The organism is Serratia sp. 3ACOL1 (genome assembly GCF_003668775.1).
Taxonomy (GTDB): Bacteria; Pseudomonadota; Gammaproteobacteria; order Enterobacterales; family Enterobacteriaceae; genus Chania; species Chania fonticola.
The window spans coordinates 4,223,199-4,247,007 of sequence record NZ_CP033055.1 but is presented as its reverse complement, the minus strand read 5'-3'; the positions used below and the strand labels follow the sequence as shown (position 1 = coordinate 4,247,007).

23 protein-coding genes and 1 pseudogene are annotated in these 23,809 nt (G+C 54.2%); 14 read left to right on the top strand and 10 right to left on the bottom strand.

From position 1 onward, the window contains the following. Positions 1–2 precede the first annotated feature (2 nt). Genes D9980_RS19195 through D9980_RS19175 form a run of 5 tightly spaced genes read right to left on the bottom strand, consistent with a single transcriptional unit; the run spans position 3 to position 5,010 of the window. Positions 3–965: an HpcH/HpaI aldolase/citrate lyase family protein gene (locus D9980_RS19195; RefSeq protein ID WP_121608145.1), complete on the bottom strand. Its 963-nt coding sequence runs from the start codon at positions 963–965 to the stop codon at positions 3–5. Next, on the bottom strand, positions 965–2,044 hold the full coding sequence (locus tag D9980_RS19190) for a cysteine protease StiP family protein (protein WP_024485078.1): 1,080 nt from the start codon (positions 2,042–2,044) through the stop codon (positions 965–967). Before D9980_RS19190 ends, D9980_RS19195 begins: the two co-directional genes overlap by 1 nt. A gap of 1 nt (position 2,045) precedes the next feature. Further along, positions 2,046–2,819 carry a hypothetical protein gene (locus D9980_RS19185; RefSeq protein ID WP_024485077.1) on the bottom strand — a complete coding sequence of 258 codons (774 nt, stop codon included), beginning with the start codon at positions 2,817–2,819 and terminating at the stop codon, positions 2,046–2,048. Next, entirely contained in the window at positions 2,812–3,942 is a 1,131-nt protein-coding gene (locus D9980_RS19180; protein ID WP_024485076.1) for a phosphoribosyltransferase domain-containing protein, read from the bottom strand. The genes D9980_RS19185 and D9980_RS19180 overlap by 8 nt, the downstream gene beginning before the upstream one ends. Before the next feature lie 3 nt (positions 3,943–3,945). Beyond that, complete coding sequence (locus D9980_RS19175; protein ID WP_121609052.1) at positions 3,946–5,010, bottom strand: ATP-grasp domain-containing protein; 1,065 nt, start codon at positions 5,008–5,010, stop codon at positions 3,946–3,948. A 325-nt stretch (positions 5,011–5,335) separates the two neighbouring features. Here D9980_RS19175 and D9980_RS19170 point away from each other — a divergent pair, with 325 nt between their 5' ends. From D9980_RS19170 to D9980_RS19140, 7 genes are all read left to right on the top strand, one after another. Next, positions 5,336–5,923 (top strand): TerD family protein, encoded by a 588-nt coding sequence (locus tag D9980_RS19170; RefSeq protein WP_021181601.1) that lies wholly within the window; start codon positions 5,336–5,338, stop codon positions 5,921–5,923. Then, a complete protein-coding gene (locus tag D9980_RS19165) occupies positions 5,923–7,089 on the top strand; it encodes a TerD family protein (RefSeq protein WP_121608144.1) in 1,167 nt (388 codons plus the stop codon). Before D9980_RS19170 ends, D9980_RS19165 begins: the two co-directional genes overlap by 1 nt. Before the next feature lie 23 nt (positions 7,090–7,112). Next, positions 7,113–7,568, top strand: coding sequence for a tellurite resistance TerB family protein (locus D9980_RS19160; RefSeq protein ID WP_121608143.1), 456 nt, complete (start codon positions 7,113–7,115; stop codon positions 7,566–7,568). Between the two features lie 23 nt (positions 7,569–7,591). After that, positions 7,592–8,635, top strand: coding sequence for a TerC/Alx family metal homeostasis membrane protein (locus D9980_RS19155; protein WP_121608142.1), 1,044 nt, complete (start codon positions 7,592–7,594; stop codon positions 8,633–8,635). A 57-nt stretch (positions 8,636–8,692) separates the two neighbouring features. Continuing rightward, positions 8,693–9,271 carry a tellurium resistance membrane protein TerD gene (gene terD, locus D9980_RS19150; RefSeq protein WP_021807715.1) on the top strand — a complete coding sequence of 193 codons (579 nt, stop codon included), beginning with the start codon at positions 8,693–8,695 and terminating at the stop codon, positions 9,269–9,271. Between the two features lie 72 nt (positions 9,272–9,343). Then, positions 9,344–9,919, top strand: coding sequence for a TerD family protein (locus tag D9980_RS19145; protein ID WP_021807716.1), 576 nt, complete (start codon positions 9,344–9,346; stop codon positions 9,917–9,919). Between the two features lie 185 nt (positions 9,920–10,104). Continuing rightward, positions 10,105–11,349: a VWA domain-containing protein gene (locus tag D9980_RS19140; RefSeq protein ID WP_121608141.1), complete on the top strand. Its 1,245-nt coding sequence runs from the start codon at positions 10,105–10,107 to the stop codon at positions 11,347–11,349. A gap of 414 nt (positions 11,350–11,763) precedes the next feature. On the opposite strand, the gene D9980_RS19135 is transcribed toward D9980_RS19140, so the two are convergent. The 3 genes from D9980_RS19135 to D9980_RS19125 form a co-directional block, all read right to left on the bottom strand. Beyond that, positions 11,764–12,456, bottom strand: coding sequence for an HAD family hydrolase (locus D9980_RS19135; protein ID WP_024485069.1), 693 nt, complete (start codon positions 12,454–12,456; stop codon positions 11,764–11,766). Between the two features lie 148 nt (positions 12,457–12,604). After that, positions 12,605–13,087, bottom strand: coding sequence for a GNAT family N-acetyltransferase (locus D9980_RS19130; RefSeq protein ID WP_121608140.1), 483 nt, complete (start codon positions 13,085–13,087; stop codon positions 12,605–12,607). After that, positions 13,078–13,356: a DUF1778 domain-containing protein gene (locus D9980_RS19125; protein WP_059199145.1), complete on the bottom strand. Its 279-nt coding sequence runs from the start codon at positions 13,354–13,356 to the stop codon at positions 13,078–13,080. Before D9980_RS19125 ends, D9980_RS19130 begins: the two co-directional genes overlap by 10 nt. A 218-nt stretch (positions 13,357–13,574) precedes the next feature. On the opposite strand from D9980_RS19125, the gene D9980_RS19120 reads away from it, so the two are divergent. The 3 genes from D9980_RS19120 (at position 13,575) to D9980_RS19110 (ending at position 15,271) form a co-directional block, all read left to right on the top strand. Continuing rightward, positions 13,575–14,609: a YeeE/YedE family protein gene (locus tag D9980_RS19120; RefSeq protein WP_121608139.1), complete on the top strand. Its 1,035-nt coding sequence runs from the start codon at positions 13,575–13,577 to the stop codon at positions 14,607–14,609. A gap of 5 nt (positions 14,610–14,614) precedes the next feature. Continuing rightward, positions 14,615–14,842, top strand: coding sequence for a sulfurtransferase TusA family protein (locus tag D9980_RS19115; protein ID WP_121608138.1), 228 nt, complete (start codon positions 14,615–14,617; stop codon positions 14,840–14,842). A 192-nt stretch (positions 14,843–15,034) separates the two neighbouring features. Then, positions 15,035–15,271: a DUF4282 domain-containing protein gene (locus D9980_RS19110; protein ID WP_021181593.1), complete on the top strand. Its 237-nt coding sequence runs from the start codon at positions 15,035–15,037 to the stop codon at positions 15,269–15,271. Between the two features lie 65 nt (positions 15,272–15,336). Here D9980_RS19110 and D9980_RS19105 read toward each other — a convergent pair whose 3' ends face one another. After that, positions 15,337–16,086 (bottom strand): NAD(P)-dependent oxidoreductase, encoded by a 750-nt coding sequence (locus D9980_RS19105; RefSeq protein WP_121608137.1) that lies wholly within the window; start codon positions 16,084–16,086, stop codon positions 15,337–15,339. Positions 16,087–16,717: 631 nt separating this feature from the next. Here D9980_RS19105 and bglF point away from each other — a divergent pair. Both bglF and D9980_RS19095 read left to right on the top strand, forming a co-directional pair. After that, positions 16,718–18,594 (top strand): annotated as a pseudogene (gene bglF, locus D9980_RS19100) (PTS beta-glucoside transporter subunit IIABC). Between the two features lie 23 nt (positions 18,595–18,617). Next, positions 18,618–20,018, top strand: a complete 1,401-nt coding sequence (locus D9980_RS19095) for a glycoside hydrolase family 1 protein (protein WP_121608136.1) — start codon at positions 18,618–18,620, stop codon at positions 20,016–20,018. Positions 20,019–20,681: 663 nt separating this feature from the next. On the opposite strand, the gene D9980_RS19090 is transcribed toward D9980_RS19095, so the two are convergent. Then, a complete protein-coding gene (locus tag D9980_RS19090; protein WP_121608135.1) occupies positions 20,682–21,281 on the bottom strand; it encodes an HD domain-containing protein in 600 nt (199 codons plus the stop codon). A gap of 130 nt (positions 21,282–21,411) precedes the next feature. Between D9980_RS19090 and D9980_RS19085 the strand changes: the two genes are divergently transcribed. After that, entirely contained in the window at positions 21,412–21,837 is a 426-nt protein-coding gene (locus D9980_RS19085; protein ID WP_024486966.1) for an organic hydroperoxide resistance protein, read from the top strand. A gap of 222 nt (positions 21,838–22,059) precedes the next feature. Further along, positions 22,060–23,754, top strand: a complete 1,695-nt coding sequence (gene eptB, locus D9980_RS19080) for a kdo(2)-lipid A phosphoethanolamine 7''-transferase (RefSeq protein WP_121608134.1) — start codon at positions 22,060–22,062, stop codon at positions 23,752–23,754. Positions 23,755–23,809 lie beyond the last annotated feature (55 nt).

The following is a 23,809-nucleotide window of genomic DNA, read 5'->3' as shown; positions in this document are numbered from 1 at the left end:
GATTAATGACTGCCTGCGTTGATGCTAAACCGGTGGCTTTCCTGAGATGACTCGTTGGCAATTCCATATACCTGAGCGCGCGCCAGGATTTCTGACGCCCAGCGGCGATGGGTTGCGGGTTCGCACATGGTTCCCTGCGATTTAAACACCGCCTGTGAGGAGTTAAGGATCCGCAGCGCATCGGTATGATCGTTGGCCTGCACCATCAACGCCTTTTCGATCTTGCCGATCTGATTCGGGTGGATCGCCGTCTTGCCGACCAGCCCATGGGCGATATCGAGCGCCAATTCCTTATCCATAATCTGATGATCGTCAATATGCTCGCAAACCGGTGCCGTCAGGGCAAAGTCACGTGGGGAAAACACGGCAACCAACATTTTGATCACGTAGCCCATCGGGCCGTCATACAACGTCAGGTTGCGCGGCCTTCTGAGTGCCACCACGTTCATCAGATCGTTGCCACCGATACGCAGGGCGATGATGCGCCGATAGCACGGGTGGTGATGCAGGGTATTGGCTAACTCACGCATTTGCACCACATCAAACACTTCTTCTGTCTCGAGCGTGGGCATCATACACAGGTGCGAGTCCTGCATCATGTTCCACCAGTAAGGCAGCGAAGCCAGTGTGAATTTGGGCAGCACAAAGCCGTCCACCGCGCTGAAATCCATGCTCGCCAGCAGCTGTTTACCCATTTCTTTATGGCGAGGCCGTACGAACACCAGCGGCCAGTGGTCATTGCCCTCCGCGGCCTTGGCCTTGGCCTGGGCCAACGTCTGGGTGAGTTCGCGCAGGTTGTCCAGCGCCTGGGGAATATCTTCGTCGCTGACCGCGTCTTCCAGGCAGACGATCAGCGAGCGTAAACCGGCGATCTTGTCATTGAGGATCGTCTCGGCGATATCGGTTCTGGTGGCGGGCATATAGAGTGAAGCACCCAGCCGCCAAGGGGAAAGTCGTTGGTTCATTAGAGCACCTTCTTGATAATGGTTACCGCACGGTACTGCCCGATCTCATCACCGACTTCGGTAATGGTCAGCCCCTTTTCGCGTGCCAGATAGACCAGCAGCGCGACGTCGGGATCGTCTACCGCACGGACCAAGACGTGATCCGGTACTCTGCGTAGCACAGCGCGCGTAGCCTCTGCGATCCCTGGTTTAATTCGGTTAATGCTGGCAACCTGATATTTTTCGGCGAGGTGGTTAACCACCTGCTCACTTTGTTGTTTCAGGTAAGCCTTTCTCTCTGCATCCTGTGTGCAGGGCTCAAGCGCCGCTGTGTCTAGCGTTGCGCGATACTGTGCCACGGTATCCACCAGCAGACGGCTGCATTCAAACTGGGCGAGATGATCGCATTGTACACAGCCGTGCAGGCCTTCATTTGACCAGATGGAGCGTGAGATCATGCCGGAAACCGGCGCGCCCATAATGCCAAACGGGATCAGCCAGTCGTCGTCGCTGGCGGCCAGCCACGAACACCCACAGGGATCGGCAAGCACTACCAGGCGGGGCTGGGCAGGATAGCCGGGCCGGTTGTTGAGGGAGCGGATCAGTTCGCCGGTAATGGCTCCCTTGCCCGTCCAGCCATCGACAAAGACGATCCCTTCGGTACCGTGGCGTGCCTCGATCCAGTCGAGTGCCACCGAGTCGATGCCCCGGTCGCGGATGATACTGATGCCGTAGTGATACGACTCTTTGCCCATGGCCCGCAGCGTTTGCTGGAGCATCACCCCTAGAGGAACACCGGCACGCACCAGGCTGGCCAGAACTATCGGCGTATCGCCAAACCGTTCAATCAGCGCAAGGGCCAGCATCGAGACTTCTTTTGCCAGGCGTCCTGCACCCTGATCGAGTGCGCGGGCAAACAGGTCGAGGTGTGAAGGGGTCGGCTCCGGTTCCTGGCTCAACATCTCCGAGTAGTGACGGGCACCGGACTGGATCAGTTGTTCTTTCTGATCGACCGGCGTCATTTCCATTTCTACCGGTTGCAGCAGAAAGTGAACGTCCTCGGGCAGGTATGAGCCGGAAAAGGGCACAAAATCAGACATATTACTGCTCTCCGAAAATATGGCGGGAGATCGCTTCGGCGAACTGGCTCTGGCGCGGCAGGCCAAACCAGGTGCAAAGCTTCATAAAACGATGATCGCTGAGGCTGTCGCCCAACCCGATAACCGGGAACACGCCGCGCTCAAGGCGCAGTTTTTCCAGCAGGAAGGTGACGGCCAGCCCTTTCTCTACCACGGTCGGCAACCAGGCCACGTTGTTGCTGTTACGGTGGACGTAATAGCCTTCAGTGGGGAATAGCTGCTCAATCTCATCGGCGATGGCGTAAAGCTCGTCCAGGCGGGTGCTATCGCGGTGCTTCATCACCAGATAGACCGGCGTGTCGCCGTATTCATAGTTGATACGCGCCCAGCCATTGATGTTGCGTTCGGCCATCAGCTCGGTGATCTTGCGTTGCATTGCCAGCAGGTTAGCAGCATAAGGTTGCAGTTTTTCCAGCATCAACGCTTGCCATGCCGCGTCCGCTTGCCCTTGTGGGTTGAGGATCACCGCACCGTGCGTGGTAACCGCCCATGACTTGAACGGGATACTCACCCGGGCAATCTCTTCGGTTCCACGTGCGGTTACCGGGATTAGCTCCGCATGCTCCAGCATCCAGTCCACCAGCATCGACTGCTCTTCGGTCATAAAGCTGCGTGGCTCAAGGCTACGATCCAATGCGCCGGTGCGATACGGGGCCAGGTCGAGTTCATCGACCATCTTGCGGCGTGTCTGGAACAGGGTGTCGTCCAGATCGGAGAAAATGACCGGCTTATTCATAGCTTACGACCTCAACGCTAGGGGCGACCTGTTTTAACGCCTCAATTAACGCGGGATCAACGCTTGCCGCGGGGGTTTCGATGCACAACAGGATCCGGTCAAACTGCTGGTGGGCCACGTTGTAGACAAAGTTGGGGATGCCCAGCCCATAGTTATCGCCAAAGGCGATGGCGGACTGGATAGCGAACCCGGTGGCAATCGGCGAACGGGTGGTGGAGCTGAATTTAACCTCGGCCCCCTGTTTTTCCAGGCGTTCAGCCAACAGGAAGGGCTCCCAGACAAACTCGCTGCTGCCCAGCACCAGCAATTTCTCCCCCGGATGCGTCTGAATATCGCGCCCCAGATCCGCACTTGGCGATGAGATGCCCAAACGGCCCCAGCTTTGTTTACCGGTGATCGGCACGCTGCCGGTGGCGGTAACGTTGACGGCTGGCATCACCGGCACCGGAGCATCGGGATTTTTTTCCCAGTGCCAGTCACCCTGAACCAGTGACACATACTGGATAGGGATTGGGCTGCGTTGGGCGAGGGCGTCGCCGCTCCAGTCGGTCAGAGTAACGGTGATGGCGCGTGCAATGTTGTGTAACCCGGCATCCTGCTGTAACGCCTGGAGCAGGTTGATGAAGGTGTTGCCGGTGGTGGCCTCATCGTCGATCAGCACGACGGTTTTGGCTTCCAGTACGCGTCGGCGCAGCTCGGCATCCTGGGGCAGATAAAGCAGGTGGTCGGTGGCGTGGCTGTGATTTTCTTTGAATTCGCACAGCAGCTCGCCCCCTTCTACTGGGTGACGGGTGGAGGTGAGGTATACCGGGTCGCTAACGCTGCCCCGGACTTCGTCAAACACGCCAGCACCGAAGCCGACGGCGGTTTCCGCCATGCCGATAAACAGCACCGGGCCTTGATCACAGGCCGGGAACAGCGCGGCCAATTGCTGATAGACGGCGCGCATGACGCTCGGCTTCACCGGAATATGGCGGCCCAGCACCTTGCTGACGAACAGAAACGCGCGTTTCGGGTTACGCCTTTCGGCTACGTCAAACAGATCATCCAGCGCGATCGTGCCGCCCGTTGGGGTTACTTTCAGCGTGCCGCAGGACAGCGTGCGGGAATAGGTATTTAGCATGGGTTAGTCCTTCACCAGCAGGTTGTCGAGCTCGGGGTGATATCTGACGACATCGGTAATAGAACGGACGATCGCTGGGGAGAATGCAGATTTAGCCTCATCAATCACTTGCTGCTGGCTCATGACGCCTAGCTTATACAGGGCGAACAGGCCCGGCAGATTGACGCCGCTGAAACGGGTATAGCCGATACCGCCAGACGGGCGCAGGTTGATTTCCAGCAGCACCGGACGCCCGCTGGTGTCGTTGCGGGTTTGCACGTTGACCAGGCCATCGGCCTGCATCGCGGTGGCACAGGCAATAGCCAGTTCAAACGCTTCGCCGTGGTTTTCCAGATATTGCAGCGCCCCTTCTTTTCTACGTGCGACGGCAGCCAGCACGGTGCCCCGATCAACCAACATGTCGACGGAGTATTCAGGGCCAGGCAGGTAAGGCATTAGCACCAGCGGCTCAAACTCGCCAGCGTCCGCCAAAGCACTGAGGTAGCGCTGTGGATTCACTTTGCGGTTTTCCGGATGGGTAAAGGCGGCCATCGGGCCCACGCTTTCATCAAAACGCCAAAATCCCATGCCATAAATACCCTTCACCGGTTTGACGCACAGCTGCGCGCCAGAGAAAGGGGAACGGCTAATCAGATCGCGCAGCTCTGCCACCGACTCAATGCGCAGAGAGGGGACGACCGGCAACCCATGCCGCTCCATGGCCTGGGCAAATGCCACTTTGTCGTCGGCCAGCTCAAACATGGCCTGGCTGGTGGCACCGGTGGTCAGTGTGACACCGGCAGCCTCGATCTGTTGGCGATGAGCTTCGAACCACTGTGTGTTGCGGCCCGTGTGGATGGCGTTGATACCGCACTGTTTCACCGTAGACAGAATAAAGGGTAGCCGCTGTTCGTCCTCTTTCGGTTCGAACAAGGCGACGTCTGCCTGGGAGAGGATCTCGTTACGTTCATTACGGTGTGAGGCAACCACCGTCACGGCAGTTTGCTTGGCTTTCACCAATGAAACGATGCCCTGAATAATATCCCGCTGGGAAGATAAACCTTCCATAAGCCACATTTTGAGTGTCATTTTTTGATTTTTACCGTTCAAGGCTTGATGGTTAAAAGGATCGCTGTGGGTTGAGGCCACCCGATGGCGATGTCAATCATAACATGATGTCAGTCTAGAAGTGAAAACATACGTTGAAAAGTGGCGTAAAATGAATTTTTTAGCCAAAAGGTTACCCTGTGTGATAAAAAATAAATTCATTAAAAATATAGATTTAACTAAAGTTAGCTCGATGATCAGCAAAAATGGGGTTGTGCATGAACACCATCATGATATGATTTTCTACTCATGGAATTTGGTGTAAAAAAATCACTGTTTTCAATACCAACTTGAAGGAACTTAAACCATGGTGTCATTAACCAAGAACCAGACCGTTTCGCTCAGCAAGCAGTCATCTGCCATCAACCAGCTGCACTTCGGCCTGGGGTGGGATCCGATCAAGAAGAAAGGCGGTCTGCTGAGCAAAATGTTCGGCGGCGGCAGTGATGCCATCGATCTCGATGCTGGCTGCGTATTGTTGGACAAAGATGGCAATACCCTCGACACCATCTGGTTCCGCCAGCTTAAGTCTCGCTGCGGCGCAGTGGTGCACAGCGGCGACAACCTGACCGGTGAAGGCGATGGCGATGACGAAGTCATCCTGGTCGAGCTGGCAAAACTGCCTGCTCAGGTGGAATACCTGGCCTTTACCGTCAACAGCTTCCGTGGGCAGTCGTTCAACGATGTGGAAAACGCGTTTTGCCGCGTGGTCGATCAGGCCAAAAAGGAACTGGCGCGTTATGAGCTGAAAGAGCAGGGCGCTCATACCGGCATCGTGATTGCTTCACTTCGTCGTAACAATGGCCAATGGGATTTTACCGCGCATGGCAAAGCCTGCAGCGGCAGAACCATTGATGACATGCATGCAGACATCAAAGCTACCGTGGTGCGCTAATGAATATGACTCCGGGGGCCAATGCCCCAGTTCCATCTAAATTATTAACGGTGCGCGTGCTGTCCGGCGCATCGGTCGATGCCTCCGCTTTCCGTCTGTATGCCGATGGCAAAGTGAAGGGCGACGCGGACATGATCTTTTATGGTCAGCCCAAGAGCGATGACGCCACGGTTGCCCTGACCCAAGAAGGTCATAACTCCAACTTCGCGGTTGACGTCAGCCGCTTGCACCCAGACGTGCAGAAAGTCGCCTTTACGGTGACCTGTGAAGGGGCTCAAACCGTCGCTGGCCTGCAACGTTTGCTGGTCCAGATTGAAGCGGATAACGAAGTGCTGCTGGTGGGCACCGTTGAGCTGAATGGCCGCCAGGAAGCCGCCTTGATCCTGGGTGAGCTCTATCGTCGCAACAGCGAATGGAAGTTCCGCTTTATCGCTCAGGGCTTCAACGGCGGGCTGAAACCGCTGGCTGAGCATTTTGGTGTGGATGTGTCGGATGCTCCTGCCCCGGCAGCGGCTCCTGCGCCAACGCCTGCACCGGCCCCAACACCGGAGCCAGCCAAAATCAGCCTGAGCAAAGTGTCGTTAACCAAAGAAAAACCGGCTATCAGCCTGACCAAGCGGGATAACTTTGGGGAAATCCGTATCAACCTGAACTGGCATCGCGGCAGCGGCCCGACGGGTTTACGGGCGATGTTCAGTTCGAACAAGGGCGTCGATCTCGATCTCGGGGCGTTTGTTGAAATGGCCAACGGGGAAAAAACGGTGATCCAGGCGCTCGGTAAGCGTTTTGGTGACTACAACCGCGAGCCGTTTGTCCAACTGCAAGGCGATGACCGCACCGGTGATATCTCGGATGGCGAATGGCTGCATATCAACGGGCGCGAATGGAAACATATTCGCGAAGTGCTGGTGTTTGCCTTTATCTACGAAGGGGTCGCGAGCTGGGATAAGACGGATGGCGTGGTGACGTTGCACGTGCCAGACCAGCCACCGATTGAAACCCGCATGTCGGAAGGCCAGAACAATCGCAACATGTGTGCCATTGCGCGTCTGGTTAACGAGAACGGTAGCATCAAGGTTGAGCGTGTTAACCGCTTCTTTAACGGTCACAGTGACATGGATCAGGCTTTCGGCTGGGGTTTCAGCTGGAGAGCAGGGTCAAAGTAATCAATTTCACAGAGGATTCCACCATGAGTTTTTTCAACAAGGTTAAAGGGGCATTCAATGCCAGCCGCGACGAGCTGACCAAGCAGGTTAGCCGCTTCAAGAACAAAAAGTTCATGCAGGGTACCGTGGCCGTGTGCGCACGTATCGCCGTGGCCAGCGACGGCGTCAGCTCTGATGAAAAACAGAAGATGATTGGGTTCCTCCAGGCATCTGATGAGCTGAAAGTGTTCGAGACTTCTGAAGTCATCGAATTCTTTAACAAACTGATCGCCAGCTTTGAGTTCGATGTCGAAATCGGCAAGGGCGAAACCATGAAGTACATCCTGGCGCTGAAAGATCAGCCGGAAGCGGCCCAACTGGCCATCCGTGTGGGTATCGCCGTAGCCAAAAGCGACGGTGACTTCGACCAGGATGAGCAAAAAGCGGTACGTGAAATCGTGGCTGCTCTGGGCTTTGATGCGGCCGAATTCGGTCTTTAATGTAATATCTTCAGAAGGTTAATATGGTATCCACGCACATCGGCTTCCCGACCGAAACCGTCATTGTTTTCATTGTATTGGCTGTCGGGGCCATTTTTATCGACTTGTTTATGCACCGCGATGACAAGCCTATTTCGCTGAAGAGCGCAGCCCTATGGTCTGTGTTCTGGGTTGCCATTGCGATGGCCTTTGCCGGTTTCCTGTATATCCACCACGGTGCCGAAGTGGCCAGCCTGTTTGTCACCGGTTATGCCTTAGAGAAAGTGCTGTCGGTTGATAACCTGTTTGTCATGATGGCGATCTTCTCCTGGTTCGCCGTGCCGGATCGCTATCGTCACCGCGTGCTCTACTGGGGCATTATCGGGGCTATCGTGTTCCGCGGCATCTTCGTTGCCATCGGTACCGGTTTGCTCAGCCTCGGGCCATACGTTGAAATTGTCTTTGCGCTGATCGTGGCCTGGACGGCGGTGATGATGTTGCGCAGCGGCGATGACGGTGATGAGATCGAAGACTACTCGCAACACCTGGCGTACCGCATGGTTAAACGGTTCTTCCCGATTTGGCCGAAACTGCGGGGCCACGATTTCCTGTTAAGCCAGAAAGAAGTTGATGAAGAGTTGGCTAAACCGGAAAACAAGGATGTGACCATTGGCCGTGGTGCCAAAGCCTGGCGCTATGCGACACCGCTGATGCTGTGTGTGGCCGTGGTTGAGCTGTCCGACGTGATGTTTGCGTTTGACTCGGTACCGGCCATCATCGCCGTGAGCCGTGAGCCGCTGATTGTCTACAGCGCCATGATGTTCGCCATCCTCGGCCTGCGTACGTTGTATTTTGTGCTGGAAGCCCTGAAGCAGTACCTGACGCATCTGGAAAAAGCCGTTATTGTGTTGCTGTTCTTCATTGCGGTGAAACTGGGTCTTAATGCCACCGACCACATCTGGCATCATGGGTACAGCATTTCAGCCACGGCGAGCCTGTTTGTCGTGCTGGGCGTTCTTGCGGTGGGTATTATCGCGAGCGTCATGTTCCCAGGCAAACCCGACGCCGAGGAGAAAAAGGAGAGCTGATCTCCTATCCAGCTGAAATCAATTCGCATGAGTTTAATTTTTTGAGAGGTTAGAACAATGAGTGTTTCTTTATCTAAAGGCGGTAATGTTTCCCTGAGTAAAGCAGCCCCAACCATGAAGAATGTGTTGATTGGTCTGGGTTGGGACGCACGCTCCACCGATGGTCAAGACTTTGACCTGGATGCCTCTGCATTCCTGCTGGCCGCAAACGGGAAAGTGCGCGGTGATGCTGACTTCATTTTTTATAACAACCTGACTTCTTCTGACGGTTCCGTTACCCATACCGGTGACAACCGTACGGGTGAAGGTGACGGCGATGACGAATCTCTGAAAATCAAACTGGATATGATCCCAGCTGATGTCGACAAAATCGTGTTTGTGGTCACTATCCACGATGCACAGGCTCGTCGTCAGAGCTTCGGCCAGGTATCCGGTGCCTTTATCCGTTTGGTGAACGATGACAACCAGACTGAAGTGGCCCGTTACGACCTGACAGAAGATGCGTCCACCGAAACCGCCATGCTGTTTGGTGAGCTGTATCGCAACAACGCCGAGTGGAAATTCCGCGCGGTAGGTCAGGGTTATGCCGGTGGCTTGGCTTCCGTGTGTGCTCAGTACGGCATCAACGCGTCCTGATCGACAAGCTAGTTAATATGACGGGCAGTACACCACTGCCCGTATCATCCCCTACAAAGCAGGAGCTTTAAAATGGCAGTTTCTCTCGTAAAAGGCGGTAACGTATCCCTGACCAAAGAAGCACCAACCATGAACATTGCCATGGCTGGCTTAGGTTGGGATGCACGTGTCACCGATGGCCAAGGGTTTGACCTGGACGCCTCCGTATTTATGGTTGGTGATGACGGTAAGGTGCTGGGCGACAGCAGCTTTATCTTCTTCAACAACAAGAAGAGTGCCTGTGGTTCCGTTGAGCACCAGGGCGACAACCGCACCGGTGAAGGCGATGGCGATGATGAGCAGGTCAAAATTGAGCTGAGCAAAGTGCCTGCGGAAGTCAAGAAACTGGTTTTCGCCGTCACCATCTATGATGCCGAAGCGCGTAAACAGAATTTCGGCATGGTCAGCAACAGCTACATGCGTATCTTCAACAACGATAACGGCACCGAAATCGCCCGCTTTGACCTGTCTGAAGATGCTTCTACCGAAACCGCGATGGTATTCGGCGAGCTGTATCGCAACGGCGCTGAGTGGAAGTTCAAGGCAGTAGGTCAAGGCTTTGCCGGTGGCCTGTCCGCTCTGGCTTCACAGCATGGCGTGAATATCTAAGACACTGAATTAGCTCCCTCTCCTGGCGCGTGCGTCACTTTGGATGAGGGGGCGCTCAAGTTTTGCTGAGATGATCTTTATTCTTCCAGCAGAGCAGGGGCTTTCAGCTCCCTCTCCCTGTGGGAGAGGGTTGGGGTGAGGGGCTCCCCGTTATGGAAAAGCTATTTTAACAGGAGGTTATCCTGATGATTTTACAGTCCGGCCAGAATCTGGTGGTCAATGGCACCCAGCTCAACCTGACCCTGCAGTACCCCGCCAACCCTGGTTTTAAGAGTGAGCCTGACACCGCGGTATTCCTGCTGAATGCCGAGGGCAAAGTCCGTGGCGATGCCGATTTTATCTTCTTCAATCAAACCGCTACCCCCAACCGCAGCGTCGTTTTACAAACCACCCACCAAAGCAGCTCTCTCTCGTTAGATCTCAGTAAAATTGACGCCGATGTCAGCAAGATTGCCATCACTTTGGTAATTGATGGTTTGGACGCGATTTCTGGGCTGCAACACCTGAAAATGGATGCGCAGAACGTTGCCCAATACAGCGTAGAAACCCCAGGTCGTCAGGAGAAGGCGCTGATTGTCGCCGAAATTTATCGCCATGCCGGTAATTGGAAGCTGCGCGCGTTGGGGCAAGGGTTTAACGGTGGCCTGGAGCCGCTGGCGTTAAACTATGGTGTTGATGTGGCTCAGCCAGCCGCGCCTGCTACTCCGCCGCCGACCGTCAGCCTGGAGAAAAAACTGCAGGACAAAGCACCGCATTTGGTGAGCCTGGCGAAGAACGTCACCGTCAGCCTGGCTAAATTCAATCTGCAGTCGGTAAAGGCCAAGGTTGCGTTTGTGCTGGATGCTTCAGGATCGATGACCGGGCAGTTCAAAAAGGGCAATGTGCAGGCGGTACTGGATCGCATCGCCGTGCTGGCCGTGCAGTTTGATGATGACGGCTCGATGGACGTCTGGGGCTTTGCCGAAAAACACGCAAAATATCCCGATGTGACGCTGGATAATCTTGATGGCTATATCAAGGCGATCCAGGGCAGCGGCAAGCGCTCAATGTGGGAGATCCTGCCAAAGCTGGGCGGCACCAATAATGAGCCGCCGGTGATGGAGGAGCTGATCGATACGTTTAAGCATAGCGATATGCCGGTGTATGTGGTGTTTATTACCGACGGTGGCATCAGTAAAACGCGCCAGATCAAAGAGGCGATCAAGCGCTCGGCCAACTATCCGATTTTCTGGAAGTTTGTCGGCCTGGGTGGCTCGAACTACGGCGTGCTGGAAAAGCTGGATACCTTCACCGATCGTCGGGTGGATAACACCAACTTCTTTGCGATTGATGATTTTGCCACGATGAAAGAAGACCGTTTGTACGATCTGCTGCTGGAAGAGTTTAAAGACTGGTATGACGCGGCCAAGGCGGACCGGATTATTGTTTAACTTGGTAATTCTAGTTAGTTAAGCAAAAGACTAGCGTACGGTGATGACCCCTCACCCTAACCCTCTCCCACAGGGAGAGGGAACCGATCGAGTTCGATTTTGGTTGCAGAAACCTACCTGACCACCGCACTGAATCAGCTCTCTTTTATCGATCACGTCACCCTACCAGCTATTTTTTTGCGTAGAGAGTAGGTCGATAACGGTACCTGACTGTTGCTCATAACCAGCTCCCTCTCCCAAGGGGACCGATTGAGTTCGCTGATTTCTCTATGTCATTCCTTGTCTTTCCTTTCCTACACCCAATTTTACGAAGTAGCACAAGCCTACCAACGATGCAGGACAGCTCCCTCTCCCTGTGGGAGAGGGTTGGGGTGAGGGGCAAATAGGGATCGCTGGAGCTGGGAATTCTTACGCTTACTGATCGGTCTTGCTGATAACGTTTGGCTCCGCCACGCGCAGCCTTTTGACCGCAGAGCGGCGCTTTGACCAGGCCGGATGGAAATGCCGCCAGTGAGCATCCTGAGCCGCAGCCAACAGTTCGTAGTCCCCACGGGTATCGCCCCAGGCTCTGAGATGATAGTTCCCCATCGGGCCATAAATACTTTCCAGGCGTTCAACCTTCTGCCCACAGCGGCAGTTATGGCCGGTGATGCGCCCGGTGAGCTTCCCGTCGACCACTTCCAACTGAGTACCAATCAGCTTGATGCCCAAACGATCGGCAAACGGCTGTAGCACCAGGGCCGGTGAAGCGGAACAAATCGTGACTTCAGCGCCGGAACTGACCTCCATGGCAACCGCAATCAGCCCGGAAGGGCGCATCAGCTTGGTCCAATAGGCCGAACAAAAAGCCTCCGCCTGCTGACGGAACCAGTGCTCATCTACCCCGGTCAGGAAAACCTTAATCAGGGTTTCTTTTAGCTCGTCGCGGGTGAGTTTTTTGCGCATATGCTTAAACGCAGGCTGTGCCAGCTGCAGCAAGCGCCGTGCAAAGACACGCCGCCCAAAAGCGAAACGCAGAAATGGGATAAAACTGTCGTGGTGAGTCAGCGTTCCGTCAAAATCAAAAACCGACAAAACTTGCGTTGTACGACTTGCCTCTGTATCCATCTTTAAATCATACCTCTACTGTGCAATACCGGGCGTTCTCCCAATCTGGTGGATGATAGCAGAACTCCCCCGCAGGCTGAATTTTTGCCAACGCTAGACTATAGAACCCAAAAGCTATACGAATGATGCCGATAAAGGTATTTTGGCACTAAAGCTTTATTGGGTAAAACAGCATCAGTGGGTGTTCAGGGGAGGGGGAGAAGGCGAACTTGATGTAGAAGTTTCGCACCTCTTCATTCAATGCATGAACGATTAACGCTCTCACGCCAACTTGTTGAGCAATATTCTTTGTCCGAAATATCGCGTCTTTTAACAATGCGACCCCTAGACCCTTACCTGAGTACGCCTGATCGATAGCAAGTCTGCCAAGAACGATAACTGGAAGTGACTCTGGCGCATTGCGTCTGTAAGCTCCGGGGGCGGTATTCCTCTGAACGCTACCAGTTGCTAGGCAATAGTATCCAATGACCCTATGGGTTTCCTCTGCGCAAATAACATAAACGCGGGAAATTCCTGCGCTATGATTTTTAAGCGCTTTCTTTCTCAGCCACTCATTAAGCATCGGCTCTGAACTGCAAAAGTCAGCGAGGTTATGCCCGGATGACAAGGGCTCGGGAGCTTTCATTCCCATGGCGATTTGCGGCTCATCAGGTCGTTAATACGGGCCTGGCGTTCAGCGGTGATAGGCGCATCCAGTTCGGTCAGAAACGCATCATATTGTTCGTCGTCTAAAATAAACAAACGCTGGTCCAGTAGGATGTCCTGCGCCTCGCGGCAAGCCACTTCAAGCATGAAATCGGTACGCGACTTCGACAAGAGACTTGCAGCCATGTCGATCAGGTCGCGTTGAGACGCTTTTGCCCGAATATTGATCGGGGCTTCTCTAGTTTCAGGTTTCATCGTCGTATCCGTGTAGTAAAGTGATATACAATTATACACTGTGTATGCAAAAACGCTACACACGCAGTGGTAGAGCATTGGGATCTAAAATCCAATAATTCGATCGCGCCCTCAATATCCCTTCTGTTTGTATGACTTCTCGATTTCTAGCGCGTAAAATGCCTGCGCCCTACCCAGGGCACGCTGTTTACAAAGCCATAAAAAGGAGTTTTTCCCTTATGACAGGTCTGTTTCTGGGGTTCCTTCTTGGATTTATCATGCAACGCGGGCGCTTTTGTATGGCCGGCGGTCTGAGAGACCTCTATCTGTTCCGCGATGGGCGCATGACCCTCGCTATCCTCATTATCATCACCCTGCAAAGCATCGGTTTGTTCGCCTTCGTTGCCCTCGGCTGGGCCAAGCTCCCCGGTGGGGATTTCCGCTGGCTGGCGACGCTGGTCGGTGGCGTTACCTTCGGTATCGGCATGGGGCTGGCAGGCTCCTGCTCCACAGGTGCTTACTACCGCGCTGCCGAGGGGCTGGCTGGCAGCATGATTGCTGTTGTCGGTTTTGTTGTTGCCAGTTGGTATATTCGCCAGCCGGGCGGCAAACAGCTGTTTGCTCCCATCAGCGCCCCTGCCTTACCGGATGCTTCGCTGATGCAGACATTCGGCATGTCTCCCTGGCCTGCGGTAGCGCTGTTAACCGTGCTGACGGTCGTGCTGGTCTGGCGCTACCTGAAACGTAAATCCTTTCCCGTTCCGCAACCCAAACCGCGCAAACAGGGCATTGCCCACTGGCTGTTCGAAGCACGCTGGCACCCCTTCGTCAGCGCGGTGTTGATCGGCGTGATCGCGCTGCTGGCATGGCCTTCCAGCTTGGAATCGGGTCGGGTTGGCGGTTTAGGCATCAGCGGCCCCAGTGCGCAGCTGTTTTCGTTAATCACCGAGGGTAAAACCGGCTTCTTCGGTTGGGCGGGTTATCTGCTGATCGGGATTTTTTCCGGGGCGCTGGTGGCTGCTTGGGGAAGTCAGGAGTTGCGGCTACGTTCACCCGGCCTCCCGACAATGATCAAAAGTCTGTTTGGGGGAGGGGTGATGGGGATCGGCAGCGGGCTGGCTGGGGGCTGTATGCTGGGTAATACCATCGTCAATACCGCCTGGTTCTCCTGGCAGGGCTGGCTGTTTATTCCGTGCATCCTGTTGGGCAGTTGGGTGGTCAGTTATTTCACTATTATTCTTCCGAATCAATCGATTAAAACAAAAGAGGCTTGAGGACTATGAAAACGATCACTCTGGATACTACCGGTAAACTTTGCCCGTTCCCGCTGATGGAAGCCAAAAAGCACATTGAGCAATTGGGTTCAGGTGACCTGCTGGTGATTGAATATGACTGCGCTCAGGCCACGGAAAACCTGCCGCGCTGGGCGGTTGAGACAGGACACAGCGTGACGGATTTCCAGCAGACCGGTGATGCCCGCTGGCAGATTAGTATTCAGAAGGGGTAGAGTTATCTGTTCTAACTTGGGAGTTTTTTCCGGGTTAGAGCCGGCTTGAGCATCGCTACGTCTTTAAACGTAGGGAAAACAATCCATCATGTATTCTTACCTTTTGTCATCTTTGGCCAGTATACTTAATTCCAGCTTGAGGGCGCTTTGCCGCTCAGGAACGGTCAACCTTAACGAATGAAGGGATACACAATGAAAAACATTTTCTTTTTTGATGCGATGCTGACGCCGAAAATCATTACCGGCGTTTATTGGCTTTGCCTGTTGGGCATCCTGGTCGGTGGCATCGGGTCGATGTTCTATGGTGAGTTCTTCCGTGGTCTGCTGGGCATGATCATTGGCGGTGTCTTTACCCGTGTCTGTTTTGAAATGGTGATCATCGCCTTCAAAAATAACGAGTACCTACGCAAGATTGCTGAAAAGCCGTAATGTGGTGAACGGCAGACCTTCCCTCACCGGGCTCGTAGCGTAGGGGCGCAGCGTACTGTGCCCGCTCAGCTAAACCCGAGCAGGGTAAACGCATCGTCCTCGGGGTAGTAATCCAGCAGTCGCGTGGTCTCCTCTAACGACAGTCGCTTATAGCGGTTGTTAGAGATGCCATGCACCACCGCATGCTGCACGTGGGTAACGCGGATGCAGCGATCGAGCAGGTCGGCGGCATCCCGGTGGCTCAGGAAGGCGCTCATATCCCGCGCGCTGATCTGCTGGCCTGCTTCCAACGTCGTGAAGTTGGCAATCCGCACCGACAGTGCAGAAAGCCCCTCCTGATTGGCAAAATAGGCGGCGATCCCTTCGCCAAACGCCTTGCTGGCCCCGTACATATTCTTTGGCTTCGGCGCATCGTCCGGGCGCACCTGATAATCCAACGGATAACCTTCTACCGCTTGTGCACTGCTGGCAAACACCACGCGTTGGCAGCCTGCGTCTTTCGCCGCGCGGAAGATGTTGAACGTGCCAAGGATGTTGTTGTTCATCAGTGAAGAACAGAAATCGGCATCCGCGGAGGGATCGGCGGCCAAATGTAGCACGGTATCGATGTTGGCGCAGGCTGCCCGGCAAGCCTCGATATTGGTGATATCGAACGTCAGTACCTCGTCATTGGACCGCAAATGAGAGATCAGGCCAGCTTCTTTTTCTGCCAGGCGAAAGTCGTAACGGTGGCCAGTAAACTGCCTGAACGCTGTCGCCACTCGGCCACCGGCACCAGTAATTAACACCCGCCCAAGTTCTGTACGTAATGCCATGGCTACTGCTTTCCCTAAAACAAATTTTCTGGAGACTAGTAATAATACTCCGAGCTATGTTTGTCCATCTTTTAGTTAGTAATTCTGATGTGTTTGCTAGATTGATTAAGAATTCACTTAGTATTTAATCGGGTTTTGAGAGGGTTTTGCGGCTAATCAAAAATGAGTATAATGATAAATTCAATGAAACAAATAGCTCGAAATTAAATCGTAATTCAATGTTATTTAATGGTTTTAGCCTTAATAGATTATTTTTTGTTGCGTTTTATGACGTATCTTTACTGTAAATTACACCCTGGCAATAGGTTAAAGTACGTAATGTTTTTTGTGGCTAGCTAGCGGTGCAAAAACGTTGGGGGGATGGCAGGGAATTTTGTCTACCGGATCACACTTCGGCAACTTTGTGGCGGAAAGCCTTGCCGCACTGAAAAACAGAATGTTACCGTCATAGCTCAACCGATTTAGGGTTGTCACTGCTTTGGCAGGCAAAACCTAAACCTCGAGTTTCTGTTTCCCCACGTTGGGATCAGAGGCCGCGAGGTTTAGGTTTTTTTTTGCGCTGAATTCCTCCACGACGATTGGCCATCGCCGTGGCTGGGGAGCAGCAAGGTTAAGCGTTAAGGATGCAACCATGAAATATCAGGAATTAGCCAGTGAGATCTTGGCCGGCGTCGGTGGCCGCGACAATGTGAAAAGCCTGGTGCATTGCGCCACCCGTCTGCGTTTTAAACTGCAAGAACACGGCAAGGCGGATGCGGAGGCGCTGAAGAAAAACCCGGGCGTCATTATGGTCGTGGAAAGCGGTGGCCAGTTTCAGGTGGTAGTAGGTAACCACGTCGGGGAGGTTTATAACGCCTTGAATGTGCAGCTTGGCGCAGATGAGGAAACGTCTGCCAACGCACAAGAAGAAAAAAAGGAGAATCTGCTCAGCCGCTTTATCGATGTGGTTTCCGGCATTTTTACCCCGTTGCTCGGCGTGATGGCGGCTTCGGGATCCTCAAGGGCTTTCTGGCGTTGAGCTTGGCCTGTGGTTGGCTGTTGGAGAGTAGCGGCACCTACAAGTTGCTGTTTGCGTCGAGTGACGCGCTGTTCTATTTCTTACCGATCATGCTGGGTTACACCGCCGGTAAGAAATTTGGCGGTAACGTTTTTGTCACCATGGCTATTGGTGGGGCGTTGACGCATCCGTTGATGATGGGGGCTTTTGAGGCGGCTCAGCTTCCGGGTGCCCAGCCGGAGTATTTCCTCGGTATCCCTATCACCTTTATCAACTACAGCTCGTCGGTCATTCCGATCATTTTTGCCGCCTGGGTGTCCTGCCGCCTGGAGCCGCTATTTAACCGCGTGTTGCACAGTGCATTGCGTAATTTCGTGACGCCGTTGATGTGCCTGGTGATCACCGTGCCGCTCACCTTCCTGCTGATTGGCCCGGCGGCTACCTGGCTGAGTCTGATGCTGGCCAACGGCTATCAGGCGATCTATGCCTTCAACCCGATCGTGGCCGGTGCCTTTATGGGCGCGGCCTGGCAGGTCTGTGTGATCTTCGGCCTGCATTGGGGGCTGATACCGCTGATGCTCAACAATATGAGCGTGTTTGGCCGTGACACCCTGTCTCCACTGCTGCTGCCTGCGGTGATGGGGCAAGTGGGGGCCACGTTGGGTGTGATGTTGCGTACCCGCGATGCCAAGCTGCGGGTGATGGCGGGTTCTGCCGTTACCGCCGGTATCTTCGGTATTACCGAGCCTGCGGTGTACGGGGTCACGCTGCCAAACAAACGGCCATTTATTTTCGGCTGTATCGGCGGAGCGCTGGGCGGAGCGGTGATCGGTTACTTCCACACGGCAACCTACTCGTTTGGTTTGGTCAGTATTTTCACCTTTGCCCAGATCATTCCGGCGGGCGGCTTTGATGCGACGGTCCTGGGGGCGATTGCCGGTACCTTAGTGTCGTTTGTGTTTGCGGCCATTGCCAGCTATCTGTTCGGCATCGTACCGCCAGCGGAACAACCGGCTGAAGCGGCACCAGCCCTAGCTCCACAGGCACCGCTCAACCGCAAGCAGCAGGTGACCAGCCCGATTGCTGGCGACATCATCCCGTTGGAACAGGTTCGGGATGCCACCTTTGCCAGCGGCCTGCTGGGTAAAGGCGTGGCCATTATGCCTCACCAGGGCCGAGTGGTGGCCCCAGTCAATGGATGTGTGGTATCGCTATTCAAAACCAAGCACGCCATCGGCATCGAATCGGATGAGGGCGCCGAAGTGCTCATCCACGTGGGTATCGATACCGTCAAGCTTAACGGTCTGCATTTTACCGCCCATATCAAAGAGGGCGATCGCGTTAAACAGGGCGATTTGCTGATCGAGTTTGACCAGGAGGCGATCCGCGCCGCGGGCTTTGATACCACCACCCCGATCATCATCAGCAACAGCGACGACTATGTCGATGTGCTTACCAGCGGCCAAAGCCCGGTGCAGGAACAGGCACCGCTGCTGACACTATTACGTTAATCAGGTTTATTGAGGAGAAAGCGATGAGTTGCAAATTTCCACAGCATTTTCTATGGGGCGGCGCGGTCGCGGCAAATCAGGTAGAAGGCGCGTATCTGGAAGATGGCAAAGGCCTTTCGACGTCAGATCTGCAACCCCAAGGGATCTTTGGCGGGCTGACGCCGCGCGTTGCCGGAGACTGCGGTATCAAGGATGTGGCGATCGATTTCTACCACCGTTACCCTGAAGATATCGCGTTGTTTGCCGAGATGGGCTTCAAGTGCCTGCGTACCTCGATCGCCTGGACGCGTATCTTCCCGCAAGGGGACGAAGAAGTGCCGAATGAAGCCGGGCTGGCATTTTACGATCGGCTGTTCGACGAGATGGCAAAATACGGCATTCAGCCGTTGATCACCTTGTCGCATTACGAAATGCCCTATGCATTGACGCAAAAGTATGGCGGTTGGGGCAATCGCCAACTTATTGAGTTCTTCGAGCGTTACGCCCGCACGGTGTTCGAGCGTTACAAGCACAAGGTCAAACACTGGCTGACCTTTAATGAGATCAACATGTCGCTGCATGCGCCGTTCACCGGCGTGGGTCTGCCGGAAGACAGCAGCAAAAGCGAGATTTACCAGGCGATCCACCATCAACTGGTAGCCAGCGCCAAGGCGGTAAAAGCCTGCCATGAGATCGTGCCGGACGGTAAGATCGGTAATATGTTGCTGGGCGGTATTCTTTATCCGCTGAGCTGCAAGCCGGAAGACCTGTTGGAAACCCAGCGCCAGAACCGCGACTGGATGTTCTTCGGTGATGTACAGGTGCGCGGTGCGTACCCGGCCTATATGAAGCGCTTCTTCCGTGAGAACGACATTCAGGTGACGATCACCGAGGAAGACAAGCAGGCGCTGCGCGAAACCGTCGACTTTATCTCGTTCAGTTACTATATGAGTGGCTGCGTGACCACCGACGAAGAAAAGAACCAGACCGCCCGGGCCAATATCCTCAACATGGTGCCTAACCCGCATCTGGCAAGCTCGGAATGGGGCTGGCAGATTGACCCGGTGGGGCTGCGCTATCTGCTCAACGTGCTGTATGACCGCTATCAGAAACCGTTGTTTATCGTTGAGAACGGCCTGGGGGCGAAAGACCGCATCGAGGCCGACGGCAGCATCAACGACGATTACCGCATTGACTATATCAACGACCATCTGGTGCAGGTTGCGGAAGCGATCGACGATGGAGTTGAGGTGATGGGTTATACCAGTTGGGGGCCGATCGATCTGGTCAGTGCTTCCAAAGCGGAGATGGCGAAGCGCTACGGCTTTATTTATGTCGATCGCGATGATGCAGGTAACGGCAGCCTGGAGCGCCGCCGCAAGAAGAGTTTCTACTGGTATCGCGATGTGATCCACAGCAACGGCAGCAGCTTGAAGATCAAGTAATTACTCAGGGAAATAGGCCCCTCACCCCAACCCTCTCCCACAGGGAGAGGGAGCTGCCCCGGTGTTGCGGTCGGGTGCTGCGATCGTTTTGCCCTGCCTAAAAGGGAGCTGATTGGGTGCAATGGCCAGGTAATTTCTGTAACTGATAGTCACTCGAACGGTCTCCTCCCACAGGGAGAGGGAGCTGCCACGGTGTTGCGGTCGGGTACTGCGATCGCTTTGTCCTGCCTAAAAGGGAGTTGATTGGGTGCAATGGCCAGTTAATTTCTGTAACTGATAGTCAACTCGAACGGTCTCCTCCCACAGGGAGCTGTCTCTTATACACAACTCGGCATCTTACTGTTTTTTATGGGAATTATTTCAAGCGAATCAATAGGGCACTCGGAAAAATTCTCTTTAAAATCAGCCTGCTATGTTTCTCAAATTACGGCCATTTGACCGCAACTTGAGATGTGTATAAGAGACAGCACAGGGAGAGGGAGCTGCCACGGTGTTGCGGTCGGGTGCTGTGATCGCTTTGTCCTGCCTAAAAGGGAGCTGATTGGCGGCAATGGCCAGGTAATTTCTGTAACTGATAGTCAACTCGATCGGTCCCCTCTCCCTGTGGGAGAGGGCTAGGGTGAGGGGCCATCACAGTGCTTATGTCTCCCTCCTATCTCAAGTTTACGTCACCTCGTTTGCCTGATATCGCTGCCGGGCATGGTCAAACCAACGGGCAGGGACGTTATGCGGTGGCATTTGCAACGCCTGCAAACCCTGTTCGATGATATAGCTAGCCTGCCGCCACAGCTGTGGATCGCCTTCGGTCAGCACTTCCAGCAGGCGCTGTTTTTCTACCAGGTAGGTTTTGGCGAAGTGACTATCGTATTGCAACAGGGAACGGGTGTTGTCGATCAAATCGGCCAGCTTGATGGTTTTGGCCTGTGGGGAGGCGCTGGCGCTGTGGCGACGATCGCGGTTCTTGCGTTGATAGCGATTTTCCGCGCTGCCGATGCTGACGTTGGTCAGCATAGCGACCAGGCTGGCAACCTGCGGGCCAAAATGGCTTTCGATATCGGCCAGCGTAGAGAGGGTATCTTCCACTGTGTCATGCAGCCAGGCCGCAGCCAGCATTTCTTCGCTGTGCGGCACGCTGCTGACAATCTCCATCACTGCCTGTGGATGCACAATATACGGGTCGTTCGTGTATTTGCGGCGCTGATCGATCGCTCCATGCGCTTTGGTGGCATAGCGGCGGGCGCGTTCGGCCAATGTGTCAGTCATGCTTTGATTTCCCTGCGGCATCCGATAGATAGAACTTAGCATACCGTGCTTAACGTCAGTTGTGCGAGCCTGGGCTCCGCGCAGAATGGTCTACACTGGATCGGGTCACCAACCCGAAAAGGAACGATCTATGTCTATTGAGAAAGTGGTTTATCGCGCCCATGCCAAGGCAACCGGTGGCCGAGACGGTCGTGCAACCTCATCCGACGGCGTGTTGGACGTGAAATTAGGCGTGCCGAAAGAGATGGGCGGAGCCGGTGGGGAGGTTACCAACCCTGAGCAACTGTTTGCTGCGGGCTATTCGGCCTGTTTCCTGGGGGCACTGAAGTTTGTCGCCTCGAAAGAAAAAGTGAAAATCCCTGCTGAAGCCTCCATCGAGGGCACCGTCGGTATCGGTGAGATCCCCAACGGTTTTGGCATTGAGGTTCAGCTGGATATCAGCCTGCCGGGCGTTGAGCGTAGCGTCGCGGAAGACTTGGTGAAGAAAGCCCATGTGGTCTGCCCCTATTCCAATGCTACGCGCGGCAATATCGATGTAACCCTTAACATTAAATAATGTTTCCTGCCAAAAGCCGGTGAAAGAGGGGGACAATGCTCCCCCATTCACAAGTCCTGTCTCCCCGCTATTTTTCTCACAAAATTGGCAAAAAATGCTCGTTTGGTGCGATTTTTCTTGATTCTGTTCTGCAGAATGATGCTTATTGCCCATCGGCTGAACCTGAGGGCATATCGACTGTCTGATGGTTTCAGAACTTGAAGCCCGGAGCCACTGCGTTACATGAACAAAGTTAAATCGCTATCACAGCAGAATTTATCGTTATTGTTAGCGATCTATATCGGCATCTTTTTAAACCTTTCCGTTTTCTATCGTCGTTTTGATTCCTTTGCGCACGGCATTCAGGGGATCAAGGTGGTTTCTGCGCTGACGGAAGTCATCGCCATTGTCCTGTTCACCTTCTTTATCATGCGGCTGGTATCCCTGGGGGGCCGGCTGTTTTACCGCATCGTCGCCTCTTTGCTGGTATTGATCTCCGTCGCTGCCAGTTACTACATGACGTTCTTCAACGTGGTGATTGGCTATGGGATTGTCGTTTCGGTGATGACCACCGATATCGATCTCTCCAAAGAGGTGGTCGGGCTGAATTTTGTGCTGTGGATGATTGTGGTCAGCGCTTTACCGCTGCTGTGCATCTGGAGCAATAACCTGCGCGACACCCTGATTGAACAAATGAAAACGCCAGGGCAGCGGATTAAGCCACTGCTGATCATGTTGGCGGTGGTTGCGCTGGTGTGGCTGCCGTTGCGTACCCTGGATAAAGAGCAAAGCGCCCAGGAAAAGATCACCAATATCGATCTGCCGAGCTATGGTGGGGTGGTTGCGCACTCTTATCTGCCTTCCAACTGGCTTTCGGCGCTGGGGCTGTTTGCCTACACCCGTTATGATGAAAGCTCGGACGCAGCCAACATGTTCGATCCCAGCAAGAACTTTACCTATGTTGCCCCAGAGGGCATCGATGACACCTACGTGGTGTTTATCATCGGTGAAACCACCCGCTGGGATCATATGGGCATTCTGGGCTATGAGCGTGATACCACGCCTAAGCTGTCGCAGGAGAAAAACCTGGTGGCGTTCCGGGGAGAATCTTGTGATACCTCCACCAAGCTTTCGTTACGCTGTATGTTCGTGCGTGAGCATGGCACCTCGGATAACCCGCAGCGAACCCTGAAAGAGCAGAATATCTTTGCCGTACTGAAAGAGCTGGGCTTCAGTTCCGAGCTGTTCGCGATGCAGAGCGAGGTGTGGTTCTACAATAATACCGATGTGGATAACTACTCATTCCGTGAAATGATCGCCTCAGAGAAGCGTAACGACGGTAAATCGGTGGACGATATGCTGTTGGTGGATGAGATGAAAGAGTCGCTGGCTCGCCATCCCGACGGCAAGCATCTGGTGATCCTGCATACCAAAGGGTCGCATTACCTCTATTCACAGCGCTACCCGCGCAGCTTTGCTCGTTATCAGCCGGAATGCATGGGCGTGGATGAGTTCTGCTCCAAAGAGCGCTTGATTAACGCCTATGACAACTCGGTGCTGTACACTGATACCTTTATCGACAGCGTGATTGACCAGGTGCGCGATAAGAAGGCTATCGTGTTTTACGCGGCCGACCATGGCGAATCCATTGGTGAAAACTCGCATCTGCATGGTACGCCACGTGAAATGGCCCCGCCGGAGCAGTTCCGTGTGCCGATGATCGTCTGGGCTTCTGATAAATACCTCGAAGACCCGCAGCATAAGAGTGCGTTTGAGCAGTTACAGACCCAACAGCGGGTTGGCCAGCCGCACCGTCACGTAGAGCTGTTTGACTCTATCCTCGGCTGCCTGGGTTATACCTCGCCGGACGGTGGTATTGTTGAGAGCAATAACTGGTGTCACCTTCCGCAGAGTAAAGCGGACGCCAAAGCGCTGTAAACCGAGCCAGAAAGGCCGTATCCGCTCAGATACTGGCCTGTTTGGCGCTTTTAGC